This window comes from Vibrio proteolyticus NBRC 13287 (assembly GCF_000467125.1).
GTDB classification, from domain to species: domain Bacteria; phylum Pseudomonadota; class Gammaproteobacteria; order Enterobacterales; family Vibrionaceae; genus Vibrio; species Vibrio proteolyticus.
Genome location: NZ_BATJ01000009.1, coordinates 59259 through 80147 on the forward strand (window position 1 = coordinate 59259; position 20889 = coordinate 80147).

General features: G+C 52.5%; 20 protein-coding genes. 9 read left to right on the plus strand and 11 right to left on the minus strand.

Going from position 1 to position 20889, the window contains the following annotated elements; all coding sequences use genetic code 11:
• Positions 1-14: 14 nt before the first annotated feature.
• Complete coding sequence (gene brnQ / locus VPR01S_RS12230) at positions 15-1328, minus strand: branched-chain amino acid transport system II carrier protein (protein ID WP_021705648.1); 1314 nt, start codon at positions 1326-1328, stop codon at positions 15-17.
• 315 nt (positions 1329-1643) lie between these two features.
• Here brnQ and VPR01S_RS12235 point away from each other — a divergent pair, with 315 nt between their 5' ends.
• The gene (locus VPR01S_RS12235; RefSeq protein WP_021705649.1) at positions 1644-2363 is read left to right on the plus strand and encodes a tRNA1(Val) (adenine(37)-N6)-methyltransferase; all 720 of its coding nucleotides are present in this window, start codon (positions 1644-1646) and stop codon (positions 2361-2363) included.
• 91 nt (positions 2364-2454) lie between these two features.
• Positions 2455-3699 (plus strand): ATP-dependent RNA helicase SrmB, encoded by a 1245-nt coding sequence (srmB, locus tag VPR01S_RS12240; protein WP_040902727.1) that lies wholly within the window; start codon positions 2455-2457, stop codon positions 3697-3699.
• A gap of 88 nt (positions 3700-3787) precedes the next feature.
• Here the strand turns inward: srmB and prfC are convergent, their stop codons facing one another.
• From prfC to ubiT, 5 genes are all read right to left on the minus strand, one after another.
• A complete protein-coding gene (prfC, locus tag VPR01S_RS12245) occupies positions 3788-5374 on the minus strand; it encodes a peptide chain release factor 3 (protein WP_021705651.1) in 1587 nt (528 codons plus the stop codon).
• A gap of 129 nt (positions 5375-5503) precedes the next feature.
• Positions 5504-5956, minus strand: a complete 453-nt coding sequence (rimI, locus tag VPR01S_RS12250) for a ribosomal protein S18-alanine N-acetyltransferase (RefSeq protein ID WP_425585314.1) — start codon at positions 5954-5956, stop codon at positions 5504-5506.
• 3 nt (positions 5957-5959) lie between these two features.
• Positions 5960-6358, minus strand: a complete 399-nt coding sequence (locus VPR01S_RS12255; RefSeq protein ID WP_021705653.1) for a DNA polymerase III subunit psi — start codon at positions 6356-6358, stop codon at positions 5960-5962.
• A gap of 144 nt (positions 6359-6502) precedes the next feature.
• Positions 6503-7003: a GNAT family N-acetyltransferase gene (locus VPR01S_RS12260; protein ID WP_021705654.1), complete on the minus strand. Its 501-nt coding sequence runs from the start codon at positions 7001-7003 to the stop codon at positions 6503-6505.
• Positions 6987-7514 carry a ubiquinone anaerobic biosynthesis accessory factor UbiT gene (gene ubiT / locus VPR01S_RS12265; RefSeq protein WP_021705655.1) on the minus strand — a complete coding sequence of 176 codons (528 nt, stop codon included), beginning with the start codon at positions 7512-7514 and terminating at the stop codon, positions 6987-6989. Before ubiT ends, VPR01S_RS12260 begins: the two co-directional genes overlap by 17 nt.
• A 195-nt stretch (positions 7515-7709) precedes the next feature.
• On the opposite strand from ubiT, the gene VPR01S_RS12270 reads away from it, so the two are divergent.
• From VPR01S_RS12270 to VPR01S_RS12280, 3 genes are all read left to right on the plus strand, one after another.
• On the plus strand, positions 7710-9749 hold the full coding sequence (locus tag VPR01S_RS12270; RefSeq protein WP_021705656.1) for a sensor domain-containing protein: 2040 nt from the start codon (positions 7710-7712) through the stop codon (positions 9747-9749).
• 113 nt (positions 9750-9862) lie between these two features.
• Positions 9863-10876 carry a ubiquinone anaerobic biosynthesis protein UbiU gene (gene ubiU, locus VPR01S_RS12275; RefSeq protein ID WP_021705657.1) on the plus strand — a complete coding sequence of 338 codons (1014 nt, stop codon included), beginning with the start codon at positions 9863-9865 and terminating at the stop codon, positions 10874-10876.
• Positions 10877-10897: 21 nt separating this feature from the next.
• Complete coding sequence (locus VPR01S_RS12280) at positions 10898-11776, plus strand: U32 family peptidase (RefSeq protein ID WP_040902728.1); 879 nt, start codon at positions 10898-10900, stop codon at positions 11774-11776.
• A gap of 43 nt (positions 11777-11819) precedes the next feature.
• Here VPR01S_RS12280 and VPR01S_RS12285 read toward each other — a convergent pair whose 3' ends face one another.
• The 5 genes from VPR01S_RS12285 to rpsO all read right to left on the minus strand — a co-directional run bounded on the left by VPR01S_RS12285 (position 11820) and on the right by rpsO (position 17491).
• A complete protein-coding gene (locus VPR01S_RS12285; protein WP_021705659.1) occupies positions 11820-13157 on the minus strand; it encodes an MATE family efflux transporter in 1338 nt (445 codons plus the stop codon).
• 68 nt (positions 13158-13225) lie between these two features.
• Positions 13226-13636, minus strand: a complete 411-nt coding sequence (locus tag VPR01S_RS12290; RefSeq protein WP_021705660.1) for a MarR family winged helix-turn-helix transcriptional regulator — start codon at positions 13634-13636, stop codon at positions 13226-13228.
• Positions 13637-13743: 107 nt separating this feature from the next.
• Positions 13744-14658, minus strand: a complete 915-nt coding sequence (gene nlpI / locus VPR01S_RS12295; RefSeq protein WP_021705661.1) for a lipoprotein NlpI — start codon at positions 14656-14658, stop codon at positions 13744-13746.
• 143 nt (positions 14659-14801) lie between these two features.
• Positions 14802-16937 (minus strand): polyribonucleotide nucleotidyltransferase, encoded by a 2136-nt coding sequence (gene pnp / locus VPR01S_RS12300; protein ID WP_021705662.1) that lies wholly within the window; start codon positions 16935-16937, stop codon positions 14802-14804.
• A 284-nt stretch (positions 16938-17221) separates the two neighbouring features.
• Entirely contained in the window at positions 17222-17491 is a 270-nt protein-coding gene (gene rpsO / locus VPR01S_RS12305) for a 30S ribosomal protein S15 (RefSeq protein ID WP_021705663.1), read from the minus strand.
• A gap of 204 nt (positions 17492-17695) precedes the next feature.
• Here rpsO and mtnN point away from each other — a divergent pair, with 204 nt between their 5' ends.
• The 4 genes from mtnN to VPR01S_RS12325 all read left to right on the plus strand — a co-directional run bounded on the left by mtnN (position 17696) and on the right by VPR01S_RS12325 (position 20879).
• Positions 17696-18391 carry a 5'-methylthioadenosine/S-adenosylhomocysteine nucleosidase gene (gene mtnN / locus VPR01S_RS12310; protein ID WP_021705664.1) on the plus strand — a complete coding sequence of 232 codons (696 nt, stop codon included), beginning with the start codon at positions 17696-17698 and terminating at the stop codon, positions 18389-18391.
• A 15-nt stretch (positions 18392-18406) separates the two neighbouring features.
• A complete protein-coding gene (locus tag VPR01S_RS12315; RefSeq protein ID WP_021705665.1) occupies positions 18407-19360 on the plus strand; it encodes a cobalamin biosynthesis family protein in 954 nt (317 codons plus the stop codon).
• Entirely contained in the window at positions 19361-20185 is an 825-nt protein-coding gene (gene btuF / locus VPR01S_RS12320) for a vitamin B12 ABC transporter substrate-binding protein BtuF (RefSeq protein ID WP_021705666.1), read from the plus strand.
• A 73-nt stretch (positions 20186-20258) separates the two neighbouring features.
• A complete protein-coding gene (locus VPR01S_RS12325) occupies positions 20259-20879 on the plus strand; it encodes a TRIC cation channel family protein (RefSeq protein ID WP_021705667.1) in 621 nt (206 codons plus the stop codon).
• Positions 20880-20889 lie beyond the last annotated feature (10 nt).

A 20889-nucleotide genomic window follows, 5' to 3' on the forward strand; every position in this document is an offset into this window, starting at 1 on the left:
AACCGCTGATTGGATTAGGCCATGTCGTCGGCCAGTTGCTCTTTTTCACTCGAACCGATAAAGAAGACACACACAATCGACAGTGCGGTTGGCAACAGCCAGGCCATTCCCACATCGAATAATGGCAGCATGTTAAGCATCGAGACATCCATGCCCGCCACTTTGGCCCCATCGATGGCTGCAAACAGCAGAGAAACCAGCATCACCGTACGGTACGCCATTTTCGGGTTAGGCAACTTCTTGCGCAGGAAAGTCAGTGCCACCAGCGCGATCGCCACCGGATAAAGCGCAAACAACACTGGCACCGACAGAGAAATCAATTGTGACAGACCCACGTTGGCTACCACTGCGCACGCAACGCCGTTGATAATAACCCAGGTTTTGTACGACAGCGGCGTCAGCGAACTGAAGTAATCCGAACACGCCGAGATCAGGCCGATCGCGGTTGTCAGACACGCCAGCAGCACGATGACCGACAGAACGATTTGACCGTAAGAGCCAAACAGCGCCTGAACATATTGACTCAGCACCACACCGCCATTGTCAGCTCCGGCAGCGACAACCGAGCTGGTTGCGCCCAGGTAGAACAGCGAAATGTAGACAAACGCCAGTCCAGCGGCAGCAATGAAGGCAGCACTGATCAGGTACTTAGTAGTGGCAGCGCGTTCGGTAATGCCTTTGCCGCGCAGCGCATCCACCATCAGTACACCAAACATCAGTGAGGCGAACGTGTCCATGGTGTTGTAACCTTCCAGGAAGCCTTTCTGCAGAGGATGGGTCAGGTATTCTCCCTGCGCCGCCACGATGTCCCCTTGAGGATTCATAAATACGCCAACGGCCAGCGCGATCAATCCAAGAAACAGTACCGGGGTCAGAACTTTACCAATCATGTCGATCAGTCGTCCCTGGAACCAGGCAAACACCATCGCTACGATGAAGAAAATGATAGAAAAAGCCGTTAGCTGGAACTGACCGGCGTCAAGCATAAATGGCTTAACCGCCATTTCGTACGCCACCAGTCCGGTGCGCGGCGCCGCAAATGCTGGCCCGATAATGATGAAAATCAGCACCGCCATAATGGTCGCTGCACGCTTGGGCAAATCTTTGGTCATGTGTTCCCATGTACCACCCGCCAGTGCGATGGCAATAATGGTGATCAAAGGCAGTCCGACCGCCGTCAGTAGGAAACCTGTCATTGCCGGTAAAAGGTTGTCACCCGCAAGTTGCCCTGCAAATGGTGGGAAAATGATGTTTCCGGCACCCAGGAAAAACGCAAACAGCATAAAGCCGATTGCAACAATATCTGTTAGTTTTAAAGTCTGCTTCACAGATAGCCCTTATCGTTATAGTCAAATATGTTGTTGTGTATGCATCCACGCACCTAATTGATGCGAGCGAATCCAGAGATCCGGGGTGCGAATAATGACGAATGCATCATCAATTCGCAACCCGTGATAAAAAAACACTATATTAATTTATTACAAAAGTAAAAAAGCAGTCAGTTATACTAACAAAAATCAAAAAACCAATATTATACGCCATCTTAAGTGCGCATTTTTCCATCAAAGAATAGAACAATTCACCAAACATTTTATTAACAATAGTTGTAAATACTTAATAACCGATCGGTAGCAAAATAAAAAATGAAAGCCACGCCATTAAAAACTAAAGGATTTTCGTTCAAACAGTTCTCGATAGAGGGCGGTCAGTCTGGCATGCCGGTCAGCACAGACGGCGTGATGCTCGGAGCCTGGGCTGACATCGAACCCGCTGAACGCATACTGGATATCGGCACGGGCACCGGGCTACTGGCGCTGATGTGTGCCCAGCGACAACCGCATGCGCATGTGACGGCGGTGGACATTGAGCCCAACGCCATTGCCGCAGCGCAGCACAACGTCACCAACTCAGCCTGGCAGGCACGGATTGAGATACTCGAAGGCGACATTCTGTCGATGCCGCTAACCGGCAACTTCGACGCCATCGTGTGCAATCCTCCGTACTTCAACAGCGGCGAGCAGTCACAGCACCAACAGCGCGCCACCGCTCGTCATACTGACCGTCTCTCCCATCAGGCGTTGATCGCACGCTGCGCTGAATTGCTGACGCCAAACGGATGTGCCAGTTTCGTTCTGCCCGACAGCGAAGGCGAGGCATTTATCCGTCAAGCCGAACAATCCGGCTGGTTTGTCACCCGCTTATGTCGGGTCAGACCGTCAGACACCAAACCGGTCCACCGCTTACTGTTCGAACTGGCTCGCTCCGCCGTACCTTGTCAGGTGAGCGAGTTAACCATCCGGGAAAATTTGGATTACAGCCAGGCCTTTATCGAACTGACGCGAGAATTTTATTTGAAGATGTAGAAATAACCTGTGACCCTACTTAGCAATGGCTTTATACTATGCGCCCTTTAAATTCACTCAATAGCGCCGAATGGCTCGCGGAGACACCACAGTGATCAAAACTTTTGCCGACCTCGATCTTGATCCGAATCTATTGACGGCCATCGAAGAGATGGGCTACTCCCGTCCAACCCAGATTCAGGCCCAAGCCATTCCTGAAGCACTGGAAGGTCGCGACATTCTGGCGTCAGCACCAACCGGTACCGGAAAAACCGCCGCCTTTGTCCTACCGGCACTGCAATTTTTGAGCGATTTTCCGCGCCGAAAACCAGGACCGGCCCGGGTGCTGATCCTGACGCCGACCCGCGAACTGGCGATGCAGGTGGCCGATCAGGCCCGTGCGCTGGCCAAGCACACCAAGCTGAACATTTTTACCATCACCGGTGGTGTTCAGTATCAGGAACATGCGGACATTCTGGCGACCACACAAGACATCGTGGTCGCGACCCCCGGGCGTCTGATGGAATACATTGAGGCTGAGCGTTTCGACTGTCGCGCGATCGAATGGCTGATCCTGGACGAGGCCGACCGCATGCTCGATATGGGCTTTGGCCCAACCGTCGACCGGCTGTCCTCTGAGTGTCGCTGGCGCAAACAGACGCTACTGTTCTCCGCCACACTGGAAGGCAAAGGGGTGGAAGGCTTTACCGCGGATCTGCTCAAAGAGCCGGCCGAAGTGGACGCCGAGCCGTCACGTCGCGAACGCAAGAAGATTGCCCAGTGGTATCACCGTGCCGACGACATGGAGCACAAACTGGCGCTGCTGAAAACCATCATTACCGAGCAAGCAGAACGCACTATCGTGTTTCTCAAAACCCGCGAACGTCTGGCAGAACTACGTGCTGAACTGGAGAGCGCCCAGATCCCATGTGCCTGGATTCAGGGTGAGATGCCACAAGATCGCCGGAATAACGCCATCAGCCGTTTTCGTAACGGTGACGTCAATGTCCTGCTCGCCACCGACGTTGCAGCGCGTGGTATCGATCTGCCCGACGTCAGCCACGTGATCAACTACGATATGCCGCGCAGTGCCGATGTTTATCTGCACCGCATCGGTCGTACGGCCCGCGCCGGGAAAAAAGGCAATGCGGTTTCTCTGGTCGAAGCACACGACCAACCCATGATGGACCGGGTTGCCCGCTACGTGAAAGAAGACATCAAAGAGCGTTTCATCAAAGAGCTGCGTCCTAAACACAAGAAGCCGGTGTTTAAGAAAAAGAAAAAAGACGATAAGAAAAAGGCGGCGACGAAAAAAGCAACCGGCACCAAAAAGAAAGTGGCGAAGAAAAAGAAGTAACCTCAAACTGAAAACGATAAAAAGGTGATGCCCATGGCATCACCTTTTTTAGTGTCCAAATCCCGGTCCACAGGCCGGGATGTCATGCTCAGTGTTCGCGAGTCGCTCGGAACTGGACGTCCGGGAAACGTTCCTGAGCCAGGTTCAGGTTCACCATCGTCGGTGCGATGTAACTCAGGTTATCGCCGCCATCAAGCGCCAGGTTCGCCTGGTTCTTACGTTGAAACTCTTCCAGAGTCTTCGCGTCGTCACACTCAACCCAACGTGCCGTGGCCACATTTACGCCTTCATAGATAGCTTCAACGTTGTACTCCGCTTTTAAGCGCGCCACCACAACATCAAACTGCAGTACCCCCACCGCGCCCACGATCAAATCGTTGTTTTGCAGCGGACGGAACACCTGTACTGCCCCCTCTTCCGACAGTTGCACCAAACCTTTAAGCAACTGTTTCTGCTTGAGTGGATCTTTCAGGCGAATGCGACGGAACAGCTCTGGAGCAAAGTTAGGAATACCCGCAAATTTCAGTGCTTCCCCTTGCGTGAAGGTATCACCAATCTGAATAGTACCGTGGTTGTGCAGACCGATGATATCGCCGGCATAAGCGTTCTCCGCCCGGGAGCGATCGCCGGCCATGAAGGTCACAGCATCGGAAATGTTGATCTGCTTACCCAGTCGCACGTGGTTCATTTTCATGCCCTGAGTGTAGGTGCCCGATACGATGCGCATGAACGCAATTCGGTCACGGTGTTTCGGGTCCATGTTGGCCTGAATCTTAAACACAAAGCCAGAGAACTTCTCTTCGTTCGCTTCTACTTCACGCTCATTTGCCTGACGCGCCAGAGGGGCCGGCGCCCATTCAGTCAGACCATCCAGCATGTGGTCCACACCGAAGTTACCCAGTGCCGTACCGAAGAAAACCGGGGTCAGCTCGCCGCTCAGAAACAGTTCGCGATCAAATTCATGCGACGCTCCCAGAACCAGCTCCAGCTCTTCACGTAACTGCTCCGCCAGTTCGGCACCGATGGCCTCATCCAATTCAGGGTTGTCCAGGCCTTTCACAATGCGCTGTTCCTGGATCGTGTGCCCCTGACCTGTGGTGTACAGAATCGTTTCATCACGGTGAATGTGGTACACACCTTTGAACTCTTTACCGCAACCAATCGGCCACGACACCGGCGCACACGCGATGTTCAGTTCGCTTTCGACTTCGTCCAGAAGCTCCATTGGATCACGAATATCGCGGTCCAGTTTGTTCATAAACGTCACGATCGGCGTATCACGCAGACGAGTAACTTCCATCAGTTTACGGGTCCGGTCCTCAACACCTTTCGCGGCATCGATCACCATCAAACAAGAGTCTACCGCCGTCAACGTACGGTAGGTGTCTTCCGAGAAATCTTCGTGTCCTGGCGTATCCAATAGGTTCACCAGGCACTCGTTGTACGGGAACTGCATCACCGATGTGGTAACCGAAATCCCCCGTTCCTTCTCCATTTCCATCCAGTCAGATTTGGCATGTTGAGCCGAGCCTCGGCCTTTAACCGTACCGGCGGTCTGAATGGCACGTCCGAATAACAGAACTTTTTCAGTAATGGTGGTTTTACCCGCGTCCGGGTGAGAAATGATCGCAAACGTACGACGTTTGGACACTTCACTCAAAAATGCGTTTGACATGGAAATGGTCTTCTCTTGGGCTAACTGGGTGAAAAAAGCCGGCGCCGGGCCGTCAGTTAGCAATGCGATTTAATTTTGCGCGGTATTTTCGCTTATATTGCTGCTCGGGGCAACTTTGGATGGCGACGGTCAGAAAAACAGATAGCTCATGATGATCGCATCTTCGTGACCGGATTGCGTTGGGTAGTAGTTGCGGCGCCGATCTACTTCATGGAAACCCGCTAGGTCGTATAACTGATAGGCTCGTTGATTGCTCTCGCGCACTTCCAACCAGGCACTGTCGGCGCTCAGTTGCTGACACAACTCAAGAAACCCGTCCAGCAGCATTTTACCGTAGCCTTGTCCCTGACAGGCCGGATCAACGGCAAGGTTAAGCAGCGTGACTTCACCGACAATATTTTGTGCGTAAAAGTAGCCGACGACCTGTTCTTCGGCCAGCAGTACATGATGGCGGCCTCCACGGCTGTTAATATCGCGGATCAAATTGTGTGACCAAGGGTGTGTATGAGCTTGGGTTTCGATCCGATACACCGCGTCAAGGTGCTGAACGGCTAACGGCATTAAGCGAGTTTGGGTCATGATAATTTACTGATAAGAACAAATTTGCTGCCACAGCGCACGGCGTAGCGTGTTATTGCCATCAATGTCGCTCAACATCGGAGTATGAAGGACGTGAGCATCAATGCCCGCCTGAACATCACATCCGGCAAACCAGATCCATTTCAGATGTTGCTCACTGATAGCGCTAAAATCGTCAGGCAGAATATGCCGCGCCTGTCCCAACTCAAGCTTGATGCTTTTCAACACACGCGCAAACATGGCGGCGGTCTCGCCTCGCGGGCATGAGGGGGCGACCAGCAGCAGCTGACAGGATTCGGGTAAATCCACCTGAGTAGCCTGGTAGCCCGTCAGCCGCTCTGGATGCGTCAACTGCCAGTACTGGATTCCCATTTCGGATAAATATTGAGTCTCGGTGTTGGACATAGTCGTGTTACCTGATGTGAGGCGCTCATCCTATCAAATTAATGGGGAAAAAGTCACAAACCTTGTGCCTTTCCCTGTCATTGGGCTTTACATGGATGGAGATAACAAAAAAGGGGCTTGAGCCCCTTTTCGACCCGCACCGGGCTATTGCGTAAATTCCGGGCTGTATTCTATCAGGCCACTGCGGTTATTCAGCATGCCCTCGGCCAACTCACATATCTGAAAAGCGCCAACCGGCACATCCCATGGGCAGCGCATCTGGTATTGTTCAGCGGGTTGAAAGCCGAAACGCTGATAGTAATCCGGATTGCCCAGCACCACACATACCGGATAACCAAACATCAGCAGAGACTCAAAACCCTCTTTAATCAGGGCAGACGCGATCCCCTGACCACGATGCGCCTTAGCCACCGCCAACGGCGCCAGCCCTTGCCAATTGAGGTCTTCCCCATTGAGCGTCACCGGCGTAAACATCACATGACCAATCACTTCGCCCTCATCGCTGCACGCGACCAGAGACAGCGTCAGACGGCTGTTTTCACGCAAAGACATCACCAATTGCGCTTCGGCATCGGTGTCAAACGCAGATTTCAACAAGCGATCGATCGCCAGGATGTCTGCCGGAGCTTCAGTTCGAATAAGCATTCATTACCTCATTTTGTGTTATCGGGGATTGTAAGCCCTTTTGCACAAAATCGGCCAGTTGTTCGAGTAAAATTTGCAGCGTTCTGGGTAATAAATCCAGATCGACGCTGTCCATCAGATTCTTGACTTCCAGTCCCAGCTCCGTGTCTCCCTCAATTGACAAACGCCGCTGAAAAAACAGGGTATCAGGATCTTCTTTCCGCCCGGCGATCAACACCAAATCATTCAGGTTAGCAGAAAAGCTGACGTCATGCTCCACCGCACCATCAGCCACCATCAGACGCTCATTCTGATAGCTGACATACCAACAAAGTAGCATATCTTTTATCTCTACTTTCAACCATTTATCTTCCAGAAAATCAAAATCCCCCTCTTCGAGGGATTCTTTAAATACGGTTTTAAGTCCCTCTAATAAGGCTTTTTTTTGTACGATTGGAGGTAATAAGTGGACTGGAGATCGCAAAATTGACGCTGCATTTTGAACTAATTGAGTACGAATCTTGTTAATCACGAGCGTTATCCGTTACTTTGTTGTGAGAATTCCTCATCATAATGGATGTGATAACGTCGGTTCCTGTTGTGTATCAATAAACCCGTATCTAGCTGTGATGCTTGATCTAGCGTGAATCACAGTTATAGTGAATATCATCAACAAACATTACAATCCATGTGAATGAAACAGCTCTTTGGGAGTCGGTAGTACTACATGCCTGCGCAACAATTAAAGCACTGGTTTGCCAAAATAACGGCCCATAGCCCGTTTTTCTTTGCGATTTTGGACAATCAGCATAAGTACGCCGTGGTTAACGATCGCTACTGCGACATTGCCGGACTCAACAGTGAAGAGTTGGTCGGGATGAGCGATGCCCAAGTATTGGGTGCGCAGTTCTATCATCATCTCAGACCGTATTACGAACGGGCATTTCAGGGCGAAACCATTGAGTCCGAAATCACCCTCAGTGAAATCGACCTCGAAACCAGCCTGCAATTCTGCCTGACCCCCGTCGATGACAACGGCACTGTCCGTCATATTCTGTTTCATGCCATCGACACCTCAGAAAAACAACTTCTGATCCGCTCGCTGGAAGAGTCCGAAACACGCTTTTCCACTCTGACCACTCTGTTGCCCGACGGTATTCTGCTGGTCGAAGACGACTGCATTTTGTCCGCCAACCCGGCGGCGGTAAGACTGCTCGGCTTCAACACCAACAACGAGCTGCTCGGAGAAGAACTGTCAACGTTGTTTATCGATGAGAAAACCAAAACGGTTTTTAATACGCCGTTGGGGCTGTTACTTGCGGAAGCGCCGCTGGTGTGTCTGACAGGACCGAAATGCGGCTTTGAACGCAAGGTGCAGTTGCATGCCGATGCCGCCACTCTGCTCGGCAGCAACACGCAACTGGTGCTGATCCAGGACGCCGACGAACAGCCGAAGCCATTATCGCTCGCCAAGAGTGAAAACGCCCATACCGACTCGTTAACCGGCCTGTTTAACCGCTTCGGTTTCACCAAACGTCTTGAGCAGTTTATCCAGAATGACACACCGCTGATCATGCTTTATCTGGATATCGACAATTTCAAAAACATCAATGACTCACTCGGTCATCACATTGGTGACAAAGTGATCAAAGAGGTCTCCTCCCGCCTGAAGCGTTTGCTGCCTCAGCACGCAGTCCTTGGCCATCTTGGCGGTGATGAATTCGGCATCATCATTCCCGAACCGGACAACAATCGCATGGCTGAGATGCTCTCCGAGCGCATCATTTCACTGATCAATCAGCCATTCGACCTGCATCATTTCAGCAAACGTCTTGCTTGCTCCATCGGCAGTGTTGCGTATCCGGGCGACGGCAACGATGCACGCATCCTGCTGCAAAATGCCGATACGGCGATGTATGAGGCCAAAGATCGCGGTCGCAATCGCCTGATCCGTTTCAACGATCAGATGAACAAAGAAGCCCGCATGCGTCTGTGGCTCGAGATCGAACTGCAAAAAGCACTGCAACAAAATGGTCTCGAGGTGTGGTACCAGCCCAAAGTGAATGCGCGCGATTTCAGCATCAACGGCGCCGAAGCGCTGGTGCGCTGGAAACATCCGGTGGAAGGGTATATTTCTCCGGGTGCTTTCATTCCGGTGGCGGAGCGCGCCGGCTTGATTGAGCACCTTGGCCGCGTGGTAATGCGCGATGTCTTCGCTACTGTCAAACGCTGGAAACTGCAGGGGATTTTACCTGGACGGGTGGCCATCAATTTGTCGCCGGAGCAGTTCGGCAACCCGAAACTGATCGACTTCATGGAAAAGTTATTGCGTACCACCGAGCTGGATCCGGCCTGCATTACTTTTGAGCTGACGGAAAGTGCGGTCATGAGTGACAGCGAACACACTCTGCAAATGCTCAATGCCATCAAGAAACTCGGCTTTGGTCTGTCGATCGATGATTTTGGAACCGGCTACTCGTCGCTGTCGTATCTGGCACGTTTTCCACTCGATGAACTCAAAATCGATCGCGCCTTTATCAGTGACATCGATACCCTGCCTAAGCAGGTCACTGTGATTGAAAATATCATCAATCTGGGCAAATCCCTCAATCTGACTGTGGTCGCCGAAGGGGTTGAAACTCAGCAGCAGGCAACCTTACTGTCCAATCTCAACTGCAATTCCATTCAGGGCTTTCATTTCTACCGCCCACAACCGAAACACGAAGTGGAAGAGCTGTTCGCCCAGAACCGTCGCCACAAGAACTAACTCCAAATAAGTATTTGATAAAAAACTGAAGTAAACCTGCCTTACATCAAATCCGCGCTTGATTATCCTTCATAAAATGCCCGCCACTTTGAGACAAAGTTTGGTATGAAACGATGGAACTCTTATGCCCGGCCGGCAACCTGCCCGCCCTGAAAACCGCAATCGACTGTGGCGCCGATGCGGTGTATATCGGCTTTAAAGATGACACCAATGCGCGTCACTTCGCGGGCCTGAACTTTACCGGTAAGAAGCTGGATAAAGCGGTGCAGTACACCCACGACCATGGCAGGAAAATACACGTTGCGCTGAACACGTTTGCTCATCCGGACGGCTTCCAGCGCTGGACCGATGCGGTAGATCGGGCGGCGGCGATTGGCGTGGATGCATTGATCGTAGCCGACATTGCGCTGTTGGAATACGCCGCCACGCGCTATCCGCACCTGGAATTGCATTTGTCAGTACAGGCCTCTGCCACCAATGTTCCGGCCATCGAATTCTATCAGCGCAATTTTAAGGTCAAACGCGTCGTCCTGCCGCGGGTACTATCCATTCATCAGGTGAAGCAGCTCTCGCGTAACATCAGCGAAGAGGTCGAGCTGGAAGTATTTGCTTTTGGCAGCCTGTGCATCATGTCTGAGGGGCGCTGCTATCTCTCCTCCTACCTGACCGGTGAATCCCCCAACACCGTCGGTGCGTGTTCGCCAGCGCGCTATGTCCGCTGGCAGGAAACCAGCGACGGACTGGAATCCCGGCTCAACAATATCCTCATCGACCGCTACGGCGCCGGCGAAAACGCCGGTTATCCTACCTTGTGTAAAGGACGCTTTGATGCGGATATCTGCGGTGAAACCAAACGCTATCATGCGCTGGAAGAGCCGACCAGTCTGAACACACTCTCTTTGTTACCAGAACTGTTTGCCGCTAACGTCGCTTCCGTCAAAATTGAAGGGCGTCAACGCAGCCCGGCCTACGTCGAACAGGTCACCCGTACCTGGCGCGCCGCCATCGATCGCTTTCAGGCCGATCCGCAGGCATATCAAGTCGATAGCGCCTGGAACGCAGCACTGGCGAACGTTTCCGAAGGCACTCAAACCACACTCGGTGCCTATCATCGCAAATGGCAGTAAGGAAAAACGATGCAACATTCCATGAAATACGCCCTCGGCCCTCTGCTCTATTTCTGGCCTAAGCAGGATGTGGAGCAGTTTTACCATCAGGCTGCCAGCAGCACAGCGGACATCGTCTATCTCGGCGAATCCGTCTGCTCCAAACGACGGGAAATGAAGCCAGCCAACTGGCTGGCGCTCGCGAAAGCATTATCTGAGAGCGGGAAACAGGTCGTGTTGTCGACCATGGCTTTGCTTGAAGCGCCGAGTGAAGTCAACGTGATGAAAAAGTACATCGACAACGGTGACTTCGCCATCGAAGCCAACGACGTCTCAGCCATCCAGCTGGCGAGTGAGCAAAGGGTGCCGTTCGTGGTTGGTCCGGCGGTCAATGCCTACAATGCGCAGACACTGCGACTGTTTCTTCGCCAGGGAATGATCCGCTGGTGCATGCCGGTGGAACTGTCGCGTGAATGGCTCAACCACACCCTCAGCCAATGCGAGCAATTGGGCATTCGCGGTCAGTTTGAGATTGAAGTTTTCGGCCACGGTTATCTGCCACTGGCCTACTCGGCACGCTGTTTCACCGCTCGTGCAGAAAACCGGGCCAAAGATGATTGCGAAACCTGCTGTATCCATTACCCGACTGGCATTCAGGTGCGCAGCCAGGAAGGGCAAGCGGTGTTCAATCTGAACGGTATTCAGACTCAGTCAGGCTACTGTTACAACCTGCATAATGACTTACCCGCGATGCAAGGACTGGTGGATGTGGTTCGCCTCAGTCCGCTGGGGCTCGACACCTTTACTCAACTGGATCGGTTCCAGGCAAATGAACACGGCGAACATCCCGAGCCTCTGGCTGACCGCCAGTGTAATGGCTACTGGCATCAACTGGCCGGTTTGGAAGTGCGCAATTTATAACCCTGAACGACAACAGGCTCTGTATACCAGAGCCTGTTGTGATTTACGCGTTGAGTGGTTTGAGATTGGGCAGCAGCATCTTACGCACATCTTTGTACAGCATCACCGCCACCACCAGACTCAGCGCAATGTTCGACAACGGGAACGCAATCCACACCCCGGTAATCCCGAACAACTTCGGCATGACATAAAGAAACGGCAGTTGGATCAGCATATTACCTATCATCACAAACATCGCTTTGCCTCCCCGATGAATCGCCTGATAATAAGCCGCCGCCACCACCAAAAAACCGTCCAGGAACAAGGCAAACATGTGCAGTCTCAACGCCGTGATGGTGCTGACAATCAGACTCTGATCGCTGTCGTTGAACACCGATACCACCACGCCAGGAAACAGATTCAGCAGTAATACAGACACCACGCCGCCTAACACCGCACTGCACATTGCCACGTTGAGCAATTTGCGGATATTGTCGCGGTTCCCCGCCCCGTGATTGTAGCTGACCAAGGGCTGCATCCCGTTGGCAATGCCTTCCGCCACCAGGTAGTAGACCGTCACAATGTAGCCAAGGATCGCGTATGCCCCGACCAGCGCAGCACTACCGTACTGAGTGAGTAAACTGTTGTGCAGCGCTACCATCACTGAGCCGTACGCGTACATAAAGAAGCTGGAGGTGCCGATAGTAAAAATCGACGGAATCGCCGACCAACGCAGGCGAAAATCAGCACGGGTCAGACGCAGCTTAGCTCGCGATGAGAAAAAATACGCCAGCCCAAGCGAGGTCACCAACAACTGTGCAATCCCGGTGGCCAGCGCAGCGCCGGTCAGTTCCCATTTCAGCCAGACAATGAACACGTAGTCCAGCACGATGTTCACCACCGCCCCCATCACCATCAATAAGGTGGCCAGATTGGGGCTGTCATCATTGCGCAGCAGAAACGGCATGGCGATCGATCCAAGCGTAAACACACACGCGACGATCAGAATATGCAAATACTGCAGCCCAAGCTCAAACACGCGCCCTTCCGCTCCCTGCCAGAGCAGAAAGCGATCGGAATAAGCCCATAAAATACCGGCAACCAGCGGCGTCAGCGCCACCAGCAGCATCAACCCGGTCGCGAGGATCGATTTTGCTTCATCCAGCGCTTGTTGCCCCTGCTTAATCGACGCCAGTGCCCCGGTGCCAACCCCAACCAGCATACCAATACCAAGAATAGAACCGATCACCGGCCAGGCCACATTAATCCCGGCCAGGCCGTCAGCCCCGACATAACGCCCAATGAAAATGCCGTCTACAACCTGATACAGACCGTTCACCAGCATTGCTGCCACGGTCGGAATGGTGTAGCGCCAGAACTGGCGGTAAATGGACTGATTCATAACTTTCACCACAAAAAATTAGCCAGGCTAACTAAATAGACCAGGGCCGCCTTGTCACGGCCTAAGCGTTAACGCATGGCTTTCATCAATAATTGTTCGAGTTGCCGGGCCTCTGCATGGTTCAGCCGCTCGGATACCCGTTTGGCCCAGACCGAGTAGACCTGAGCTTCATTCGAGAGGCTCTCCAGAGCCAGTGCGGTCAATACCACACGTTTAGAACGCGCGTCCGTCGGGCATGGCACCCGGGCTACCAGGCCTTTTCTTTCCAGGCGTTTGACCATATTGGTGGCGGAGGGCTTCGTGACCTCAAGTTCCGCCGCCAAATCGGTCAGACGTATCGGCTCATGCGCGGTCTGAACCACTTTCAGATAGTCGTACTCATTAAAACTCAGCTGCGCAATCGGGTCTTCCTTAGCGTATTTACGCCATATTTTTGCCGCAAAACGCTCGGTCAGCTCCAGGCTCTGTTCCAGACTCATTCCGTGTTCCAATTAGTTAGCCAAGCTAACTATTCTAGCGACGAACAGCTCAACAGGCAATAAAAAAGCCGCTCGAACGAGCGGCTGATGCGTATTGGATTTGCAACTTAAGACTGAGACGCCGCTTGTTCGGCCTTGGCCTGCTGCTCGTCGCGAACGTCATTGAAAATACGTTCCAGCTCGAGAAACGAATAGCGATGTTCGACGTATTCATAGACATTAAACGACAGTGCCAACTTGTAGAGTGAGATTGCCGATGCGTAATCCCCTTCCTGCTGATTGCGTTTGGCCATGTAAAAATACGTTTCCGTCAGTCGCTGTGCCAACAAGGTGTTGTCACGAGTTTCACTGATGATGGCGCGCAAGGCTTGCTCATCGGACACATCGCGCAGGACGACGGCCACCAATACCCAGCCCCACTCCTGATTGCGGTTTTGGTAACGAGCCTGTAAATCCTTGCGCGCTTTCTCAGCGTCAAGATCGGACTCGATGATATACAGCCACAAGGCACTGAACGGATCGGCCTGACTGACCTGATATTGCTTTTGCATATCTTCCAGCGCTAAGTCCACCCGGTCTCCGTAGTACAGTGCAATAGCGCGATTGCGCTGTGCATAAGTATTGCCAGGGTCGAGCTCCAAAGTGGAATCGAAGGCATCGTAAGCACTGTCAAACTCACCGCGCTCGGTGAAGTACACCCCGAGGAGATTAAACACATCCGGCTGGACAGGGTTTAATGCCAGTGACTGCTCAAAGTCGACCCGAGCCAAGTCGCGCAGACCAACGCTGTCGTAGTAGTTACCGCGCTCAAAAAACATTTTTGCTCGGATTTCATCACTCAGATCCGGGCGTTGCAGCAGTTGCGTCAAACGCGCAATCTGGACTTGTTGTTGAAGGTTGGGTTGTAATGCGATGGCCATGGGAGGATAAAGCCACTGGTCTGTGCTGCTATTTCCGACCGAGGCACAGCCAGAGATCACCAAAAGAAAAATGCTTAAGCTAGCGGTTTGAAACCATTTCACAAGTAGAGACTCCTGTTCGCCGATCAGAATAAGGACCGGACTTTCCGCATATAAAAAAGGGAGCAATATGCTCCCTTTATAGCATGCTTTATGCTTTGTGGGTGAAAATCCCGTAAAAGCTAAGCGAAAAACAGATGACTCAATTACTCGGCTTCTGGTGCTTCCGGCGCTGAGTTTTCTTCTGCCGCAGGTTTCTCAACCGCTTCTTTCATGCTCAGACGTACACGGCCCTGACGGTCGATTTCCAGTACTTTCACCTGAACTTCCTGACCCTCAGACAGGTAATCCGATACTTTCTCAACACGCTTGTCGGCGATTTGAGAAATGTGTACCAGGCCATCTTTACCCGGCAGTACAGTAACGAATGCACCGAAGTCAGCCAGACGCGCGACTTTACCTGTATAGATACGGCCCACTTCCACTTCCGCAGTGATCTCTTCAATACGACGGATCGCTTCTTGAGCTGCCGCACCTTCGGTTGCAGCAATCTTGATGGTGCCATCGTCTTCGATTTCAATGGTTGTGCCCGTTTCTTCCGTCAGCTGACGGATAACCGCACCACCTTTACCGATCACGTCTTTGATCTTCTCAGAGCTGATCTTCATGGTGTGAATGCGTGGCGCAAACTCAGAAATATCGTCACGAGCACCTGAAATCGCTTCATCCATGACTGACAGGATGTGCTTACGTGCGCCTTGTGCCTGGTTAAGCGCAATTTGCATGATCTCTTTGGTGATGCCTTCGATCTTGATGTCCATTTGCAGTGCAGTGATACCGGTGCTGGTGCCTGCTACTTTAAAGTCCATGTCACCCAGATGGTCTTCATCACCCAGAATGTCAGAAAGTACAACGAAATCGTCGCCTTCTTTCACCAGACCCATCGCGATACCCGCAACAGATGCCTTGATAGGCACACCTGCGTCCATCAACGCCAGAGACGTACCACAAACCGATGCCATAGACGAAGAACCGTTCGATTCAGTGATTTCAGAAACCACACGTACCGTGTATGGGAATTCATCTACAGACGGCATTACCGCAGCAATACCACGCTTCGCCAGTTTACCGTGGCCGATTTCACGACGCTTAGGAGAACCAACAAAGCCTGTCTCACCCACACAGTAAGGAGGGAAGTTGTAGTGCAGCAGGAAGTGATCTTTACGTTCACCCGTTAGCTCATCGATGATTTGAGCATCACGCTGAGTGCCCAGAGTCGCCGTCACGATTGCCTGAGTTTCACCACGCGTGAACAGCGCAGAGCCGTGTGTACGAGGAAGAACGCCAGTGCGTACGTCTAGCGCACGAACCATGTCTTTCTCACGACCGTCAATACGCGGGTTACCAGCGATGATGCTGCGACGTACTACAGTCTTTTCCAGGTCATGGAAAATAGTGTGGATTTCTTTGGTGTTTGCTTCAGGGTCTTCAGCAAGCAGTACCTCATTTACTTCCGCAGCAATTGCATGAATGCGGTCGTAGCGAGCCATCTTCTCTGTGATTTGGTAAGCTTCAACCAGCTTCGCTTCTGCCAGCTCAGCAATCTTGTTGGTCAGCGTTGTGTTCTCTTCAGGTGCAACCCAATCCCACGCTGGTGTCGCCACTTCTGCTTTGAACTCGTTGATCGCGTTGATCACCACTTGTTGTTGATCGTGACCGTAAACAACCGCTGCCAGCATTTCTTCTTCAGTCAGGTTATCCGCTTCAGACTCAACCATCAGTACTGCAGATTCGGTACCTGCAACCACCAGATCAAGTTTAGACGCGTCCAACTCAGTGTTGCTTGGGTTCAGAACCAACTGACCATCGATATGACCTACGCGCGCGGCACCGATTGGGCCGTTGAACGGGATACCAGAAATAGCCAGAGCCGCAGAAGTACCGATCATGGTGACGATGTCTGGCTGAACGTCAGGGTTTACTGACATTACAGTCGCGATAACCTGAACTTCGTTTTTGAACGCGTCTGGGAATAGCGGACGGATTGGACGGTCAATCAGACGAGCTGTCAATGTTTCGCCTTCAGAAGGACGACCTTCACGCTTGAAGAAACCGCCTGGGATTTTACCTGCCGCGTAAGTACGCTCTTGGTAGTTTACAGTCAGTGGGAAGAAGTCTTGACCTTCCACTGCTTCTTTTTTACCAACAACAGAAACGAAAACTGCGGTGTCATCCATAGTGACCATAACCGCAGCTGTAGCTTGACGTGCAATCACGCCCGTTTCCAGAGTCACCGTGTGGTTGCCGTACTGGAACGTTTTAACAACTGGTTTTTCGAACATTATTATTCCTTGCTCTAAGCTGTGCTTAGATTGAATGTGTTTAGGCTCAGAGCATTACGAATCGCGACTAGTAAAAGCCGTCTAGCGGGCTCGAGGCAGCTTTTAATAGTCGCGACCTTTTGGTCGACGAGGTTGACTGTAATGCCTGAGTATGTAAGAGAAAATCCAACGTTTGGATTTTGCCGTGCGTAGTATAACGGGATAAATGCGGTTTGGCTAAATTTAGCCAACAAAAAAGGGGCTGACGCCCCTTTTTCGTACAAACTGTGCTATGCAGCCACTGATTAGCGACGTAGGCCTAGACGTTTGATTAGGTCTTGGTAACGTCCTAGATCTTTACCTTTCAGGTAATCTAGTAGTTTACGACGACGAGAAACCATGCGTAGCAGACCACGACGGCTGTGGTGATCGCCTTTGTGCGCTTTGAAGTGACCTTGTAGGTGGTTAATAGAAGCAGTCAGTAGTGCTACTTGTACTTCTGGTGAACCAGTGTCGCCTTCGCCTTGTGCGTATTCTGCAACGATTGCTGCTTTAGTTTCTGCATTCAGAGACATAATTCTCTCCTAAAGAGTTAAGTTTATATTTGTGTCAGCCAATCTCTGATTCAGCCGACACGAGGAGCGCGAATTATAGGGGAATCGATATCGCTTAGCAACCGGTTTTCCACCCACCCGACAGATTGCGTATTGGCAGTGATCCGATTCATGGTACACTTTGTTTCAATCCTGTTTTTTCAATTTCATATCAAGAGAACCAGCATGAAAATCGGCATCATCGGCGCGATGGAACAAGAAGTCGCGATTCTAAAAGACGCAATCAGTAACCGCCAGGAAATGAGCAAAGCGGGCTGCACCTTTTATTCTGGCCAGTTGAACGGCGTCGAAGTGGTCGTACTGCAGTCGGGCATCGGCAAAGTCGCGGCCGCCGTCGGTACCACCATTTTATTGGACCAGTTCCAACCGGATGTCGTGATCAATACAGGTTCCGCCGGCGGATTCGACTCAAGCCTGAATCTGGGTGATGTGGTCATTTCAAGCGAAGTGCGTCACCACGATGCCGACGTGACCGCTTTTGGCTATGAAATGGGTCAAATGGCAGGCCAGCCTGCGGCTTTCCAGGCCGATGCTCAATTGATGAACATCGCGGAACGTGCGCTGGAGCAAATGGAAGACAAACACGCGGTACGCGGTCTGATTTGTACGGGCGATGCTTTCGTTTGCACCGCGCAGCGCCAGGCTTTCATTCGCCAACATTTTCCGACAGTGATCGCCGTTGAAATGGAAGCGTCAGCCATTGCTCAGACCTGTCACCAGTTTGGCGTCCCGTTTGTGGTTGTGCGTGCCATTTCTGACGTGGCAGACAAAGAGTCGCCAATGAGTTTTGAAGAGTTCTTGCCGCTGGCGGCGAAAAGCTCCTCAGCCATGGTGATCAAGATGGTGGAGCTGCTGAAGTAATTCACCATCTAAATCATGGAAGATTTATTCAACTCGCTATATAGCAACGGCGCGCTCCTGGTGATGTGGGGCGCATTGTTGTGTCATTATCTACTGCCAATCCCCCGCGATGCCCATCCGGCTAACTTGTGGCGCCGTTTTGCTCACTTGCTGGCCGACAAAGTCAATACACCGCACAGCCACACACAAAGCGTGATCTCGGGCTCACTCGCTCTGCTACTCATGTTGCTGCCAACCTGGCTGGTACTGTGGGCATTAAAACCGTTAGTCTGGCAACCTCAGTTGTATGAGTTGGCGCTGCTGATACTGGCATTGGACTGGCGCAGCTATGACAAACTCACCCACGAACTGTTACCTGCCCTGGCCAAAGACGAAAAAGCCCAGGCACGCTCCACTTTACAACCGTTCCTCAACCGCGAAACCCGTACCTTGTCCGCCCTTGGGTTGGGTAAAGCTGGGGCTGAAACTCTGATCCTCGGCTATGGCCGCAATGTGGTCGGTGTGCTGTTCTGGTACGCACTCGGCGGCGGAGCGGGTGCTCTGCTGTACCGCCTGGCGGTAGAACTGGCACGCGCCTGGTCTCCGTCCCGCGCAACCTTTTCGCCGTTTGGCTTACCGGCGATTCGCCTGGTGGCCGTGCTCGATTTTGTCCCATTGCGCCTGCTGGCACTGCTCGTCGTGCCTGGACAACGCGGTCTGTCGACCTTCCAAACCATGCGCGCTCAAAGTGTCAGTTGGCCGCTACCCGGACCGGGCTGGCTGTTGACATCACTCGGTTCAAAGCTGGAGCTGGCGCTTGGCGGACCGGCCATCTACGATGGACGTAAAGCGGTACGGGCCAAAATTGGTGGCCGAATCGCGCCCGCGGCCATTCACCTCGCCCAATTGCAGAAATTTATTGCCTGGCGCATTCTGATCTGGATCGTGACCGAAAGTGTGATCCTGGCCATTATCTATCAGGGATTCTAAATGCACAAACTGCTGGCGCTGAGCGCCCTTTTACTGTTGTCGACTTCGCTGGCGGCCAAACCAGCACAGCGTGTGATCGCACTCGCTCCACACGCAACGGAGCTGGCCTGCGCAGCCGGATTGTGTGACCAACTGATCGCCGTCAGTGCGCACAGCGATTACCCAGCGCAGGTCGCCAGACTCGAACATGTCTCCAATTACCAGGGGATAAAAATCGAGCGTATCATCGCGCTCAAACCCGATTTGATCATCGCCTGGCCTGCCGGCAACCCACAGCGCGAACTCGACAAGCTCAAGCAATTTGGTTTACGCATCTATTATTCACAGACCCATACACTGGAAGACATCGCCCGCAACATTGAGCAGCTGAGCGAGTTCAGCGCAGACCCTCAAGTGGGTAAAGCCGCCGCCACTCACTTTCGCCAGCAGCTTGCGGAATTAAAACAGCGTTATCAGACGGCAACGCCTGTACGTTACTTCTATCAGTTGAGTGAAAAGCCAATCATCACATTGGCTCAGGGCAGCTGGCCAAGCGAAGTGTTTCGCTTCTGTGGCGGAGAGAACGTCTTTGAACGCAGCGCAACCCCCTACCCTCAGGTCGGGCTGGAACAGGTGATCGTCGCCAAGCCCGAGGTCATTTTTACCTCTGAGCACGCGATTGAAAACGGGAACATGTGGCAAGAGTGGGCGGCGCAGTTGCCCGCAGTCCAGAATCAACACATCTGGGCACTGAACGCCGACTGGCTCAACCGCCCCACACCACGAACCCTCAATGCGATCCGACAAGTGTGTGATCGATTCGACTCTGTCAGACAAAAGCGCTAACGGGAGTCAGGCGGAATGCGTAGAATGCCAGCCCTATTTTCTGTTCCTTCTATCAATAGCAATGGTGAGTAACATGGATTCCATGCTGCTTTATTTCACCGATCTGTTCGGTACCGCGGTATTCGCAATTTCTGGTGTTCTGCTTGCCGGGCGGCTGAAAATGGATCCGTTTGGCGTGGCGGTGTTGGGCAGTGTGACCGCCATTGGCGGTGGCACCATCCGCGACATGGCGCTCGGAGCGACGCCAGTCTTTTGGATCAAAGACACCAACTATTTGTGGGTGATTCTGATCACCTGCTTACTGACCATGTTGATCGTCCGCCGTCCTAAACGGCTGCCCTGGTGGATTTTACCCGTGTGCGATGCCATTGGTCTGGCGGTGTTTGTGGGTATCGGGGTCGAAAAAACCATGGCCTATCAGGATTCGGCTCTGGTTGGCATCATCATGGGCGTGATCACGGGCTGTGGTGGGGGCATTATCCGTGATGTACTGGCACGCGAAGTGCCAATGGTGCTGCGCAGTGAGGTGTATGCGACAGCCTGTATTATCGGGGGCATTTTCCACACTACCGCGCTGGCGATGGGCTATGACAGCAACACCGCCTTCATGTCCGGTGTGCTGTCAACTCTGCTGATTCGACTTGGCGCCATCCGTTGGCACTTGTCACTGCCAACCTTTGCCCTCAATCGCTGACGCCTTCAAG

Coding starts and splice junctions, on each gene's coding strand:
- VPR01S_RS12235 (WP_021705649.1), top strand. CDS start 1,644: ATGAAAGCCACGCCATTAAAAACTAAAGGATTTTCGTTCAAACAGTTC.
- prfC (WP_021705651.1), bottom strand. CDS start 5,374: ATGTCAAACGCATTTTTGAGTGAAGTGTCCAAACGTCGTACGTTTGCG.
- VPR01S_RS12255 (WP_021705653.1), bottom strand. CDS start 6,358: ATGTCCAACACCGAGACTCAATATTTATCCGAAATGGGAATCCAGTAC.
- VPR01S_RS12260 (WP_021705654.1), bottom strand. CDS start 7,003: ATGCTTATTCGAACTGAAGCTCCGGCAGACATCCTGGCGATCGATCGC.
- VPR01S_RS12270 (WP_021705656.1), top strand. CDS start 7,710: ATGCCTGCGCAACAATTAAAGCACTGGTTTGCCAAAATAACGGCCCAT.
- ubiU (WP_021705657.1), top strand. CDS start 9,863: ATGGAACTCTTATGCCCGGCCGGCAACCTGCCCGCCCTGAAAACCGCA.
- VPR01S_RS12280 (WP_040902728.1), top strand. CDS start 10,898: ATGAAATACGCCCTCGGCCCTCTGCTCTATTTCTGGCCTAAGCAGGAT.
- VPR01S_RS12285 (WP_021705659.1), bottom strand. CDS start 13,157: ATGAATCAGTCCATTTACCGCCAGTTCTGGCGCTACACCATTCCGACC.
- VPR01S_RS12290 (WP_021705660.1), bottom strand. CDS start 13,636: ATGAGTCTGGAACAGAGCCTGGAGCTGACCGAGCGTTTTGCGGCAAAA.
- pnp (WP_021705662.1), bottom strand. CDS start 16,937: ATGTTCGAAAAACCAGTTGTTAAAACGTTCCAGTACGGCAACCACACG.
- rpsO (WP_021705663.1), bottom strand. CDS start 17,491: ATGTCTCTGAATGCAGAAACTAAAGCAGCAATCGTTGCAGAATACGCA.
- mtnN (WP_021705664.1), top strand. CDS start 17,696: ATGAAAATCGGCATCATCGGCGCGATGGAACAAGAAGTCGCGATTCTA.
- VPR01S_RS12315 (WP_021705665.1), top strand. CDS start 18,407: ATGGAAGATTTATTCAACTCGCTATATAGCAACGGCGCGCTCCTGGTG.
- btuF (WP_021705666.1), top strand. CDS start 19,361: ATGCACAAACTGCTGGCGCTGAGCGCCCTTTTACTGTTGTCGACTTCG.
- VPR01S_RS12325 (WP_021705667.1), top strand. CDS start 20,259: ATGGATTCCATGCTGCTTTATTTCACCGATCTGTTCGGTACCGCGGTA.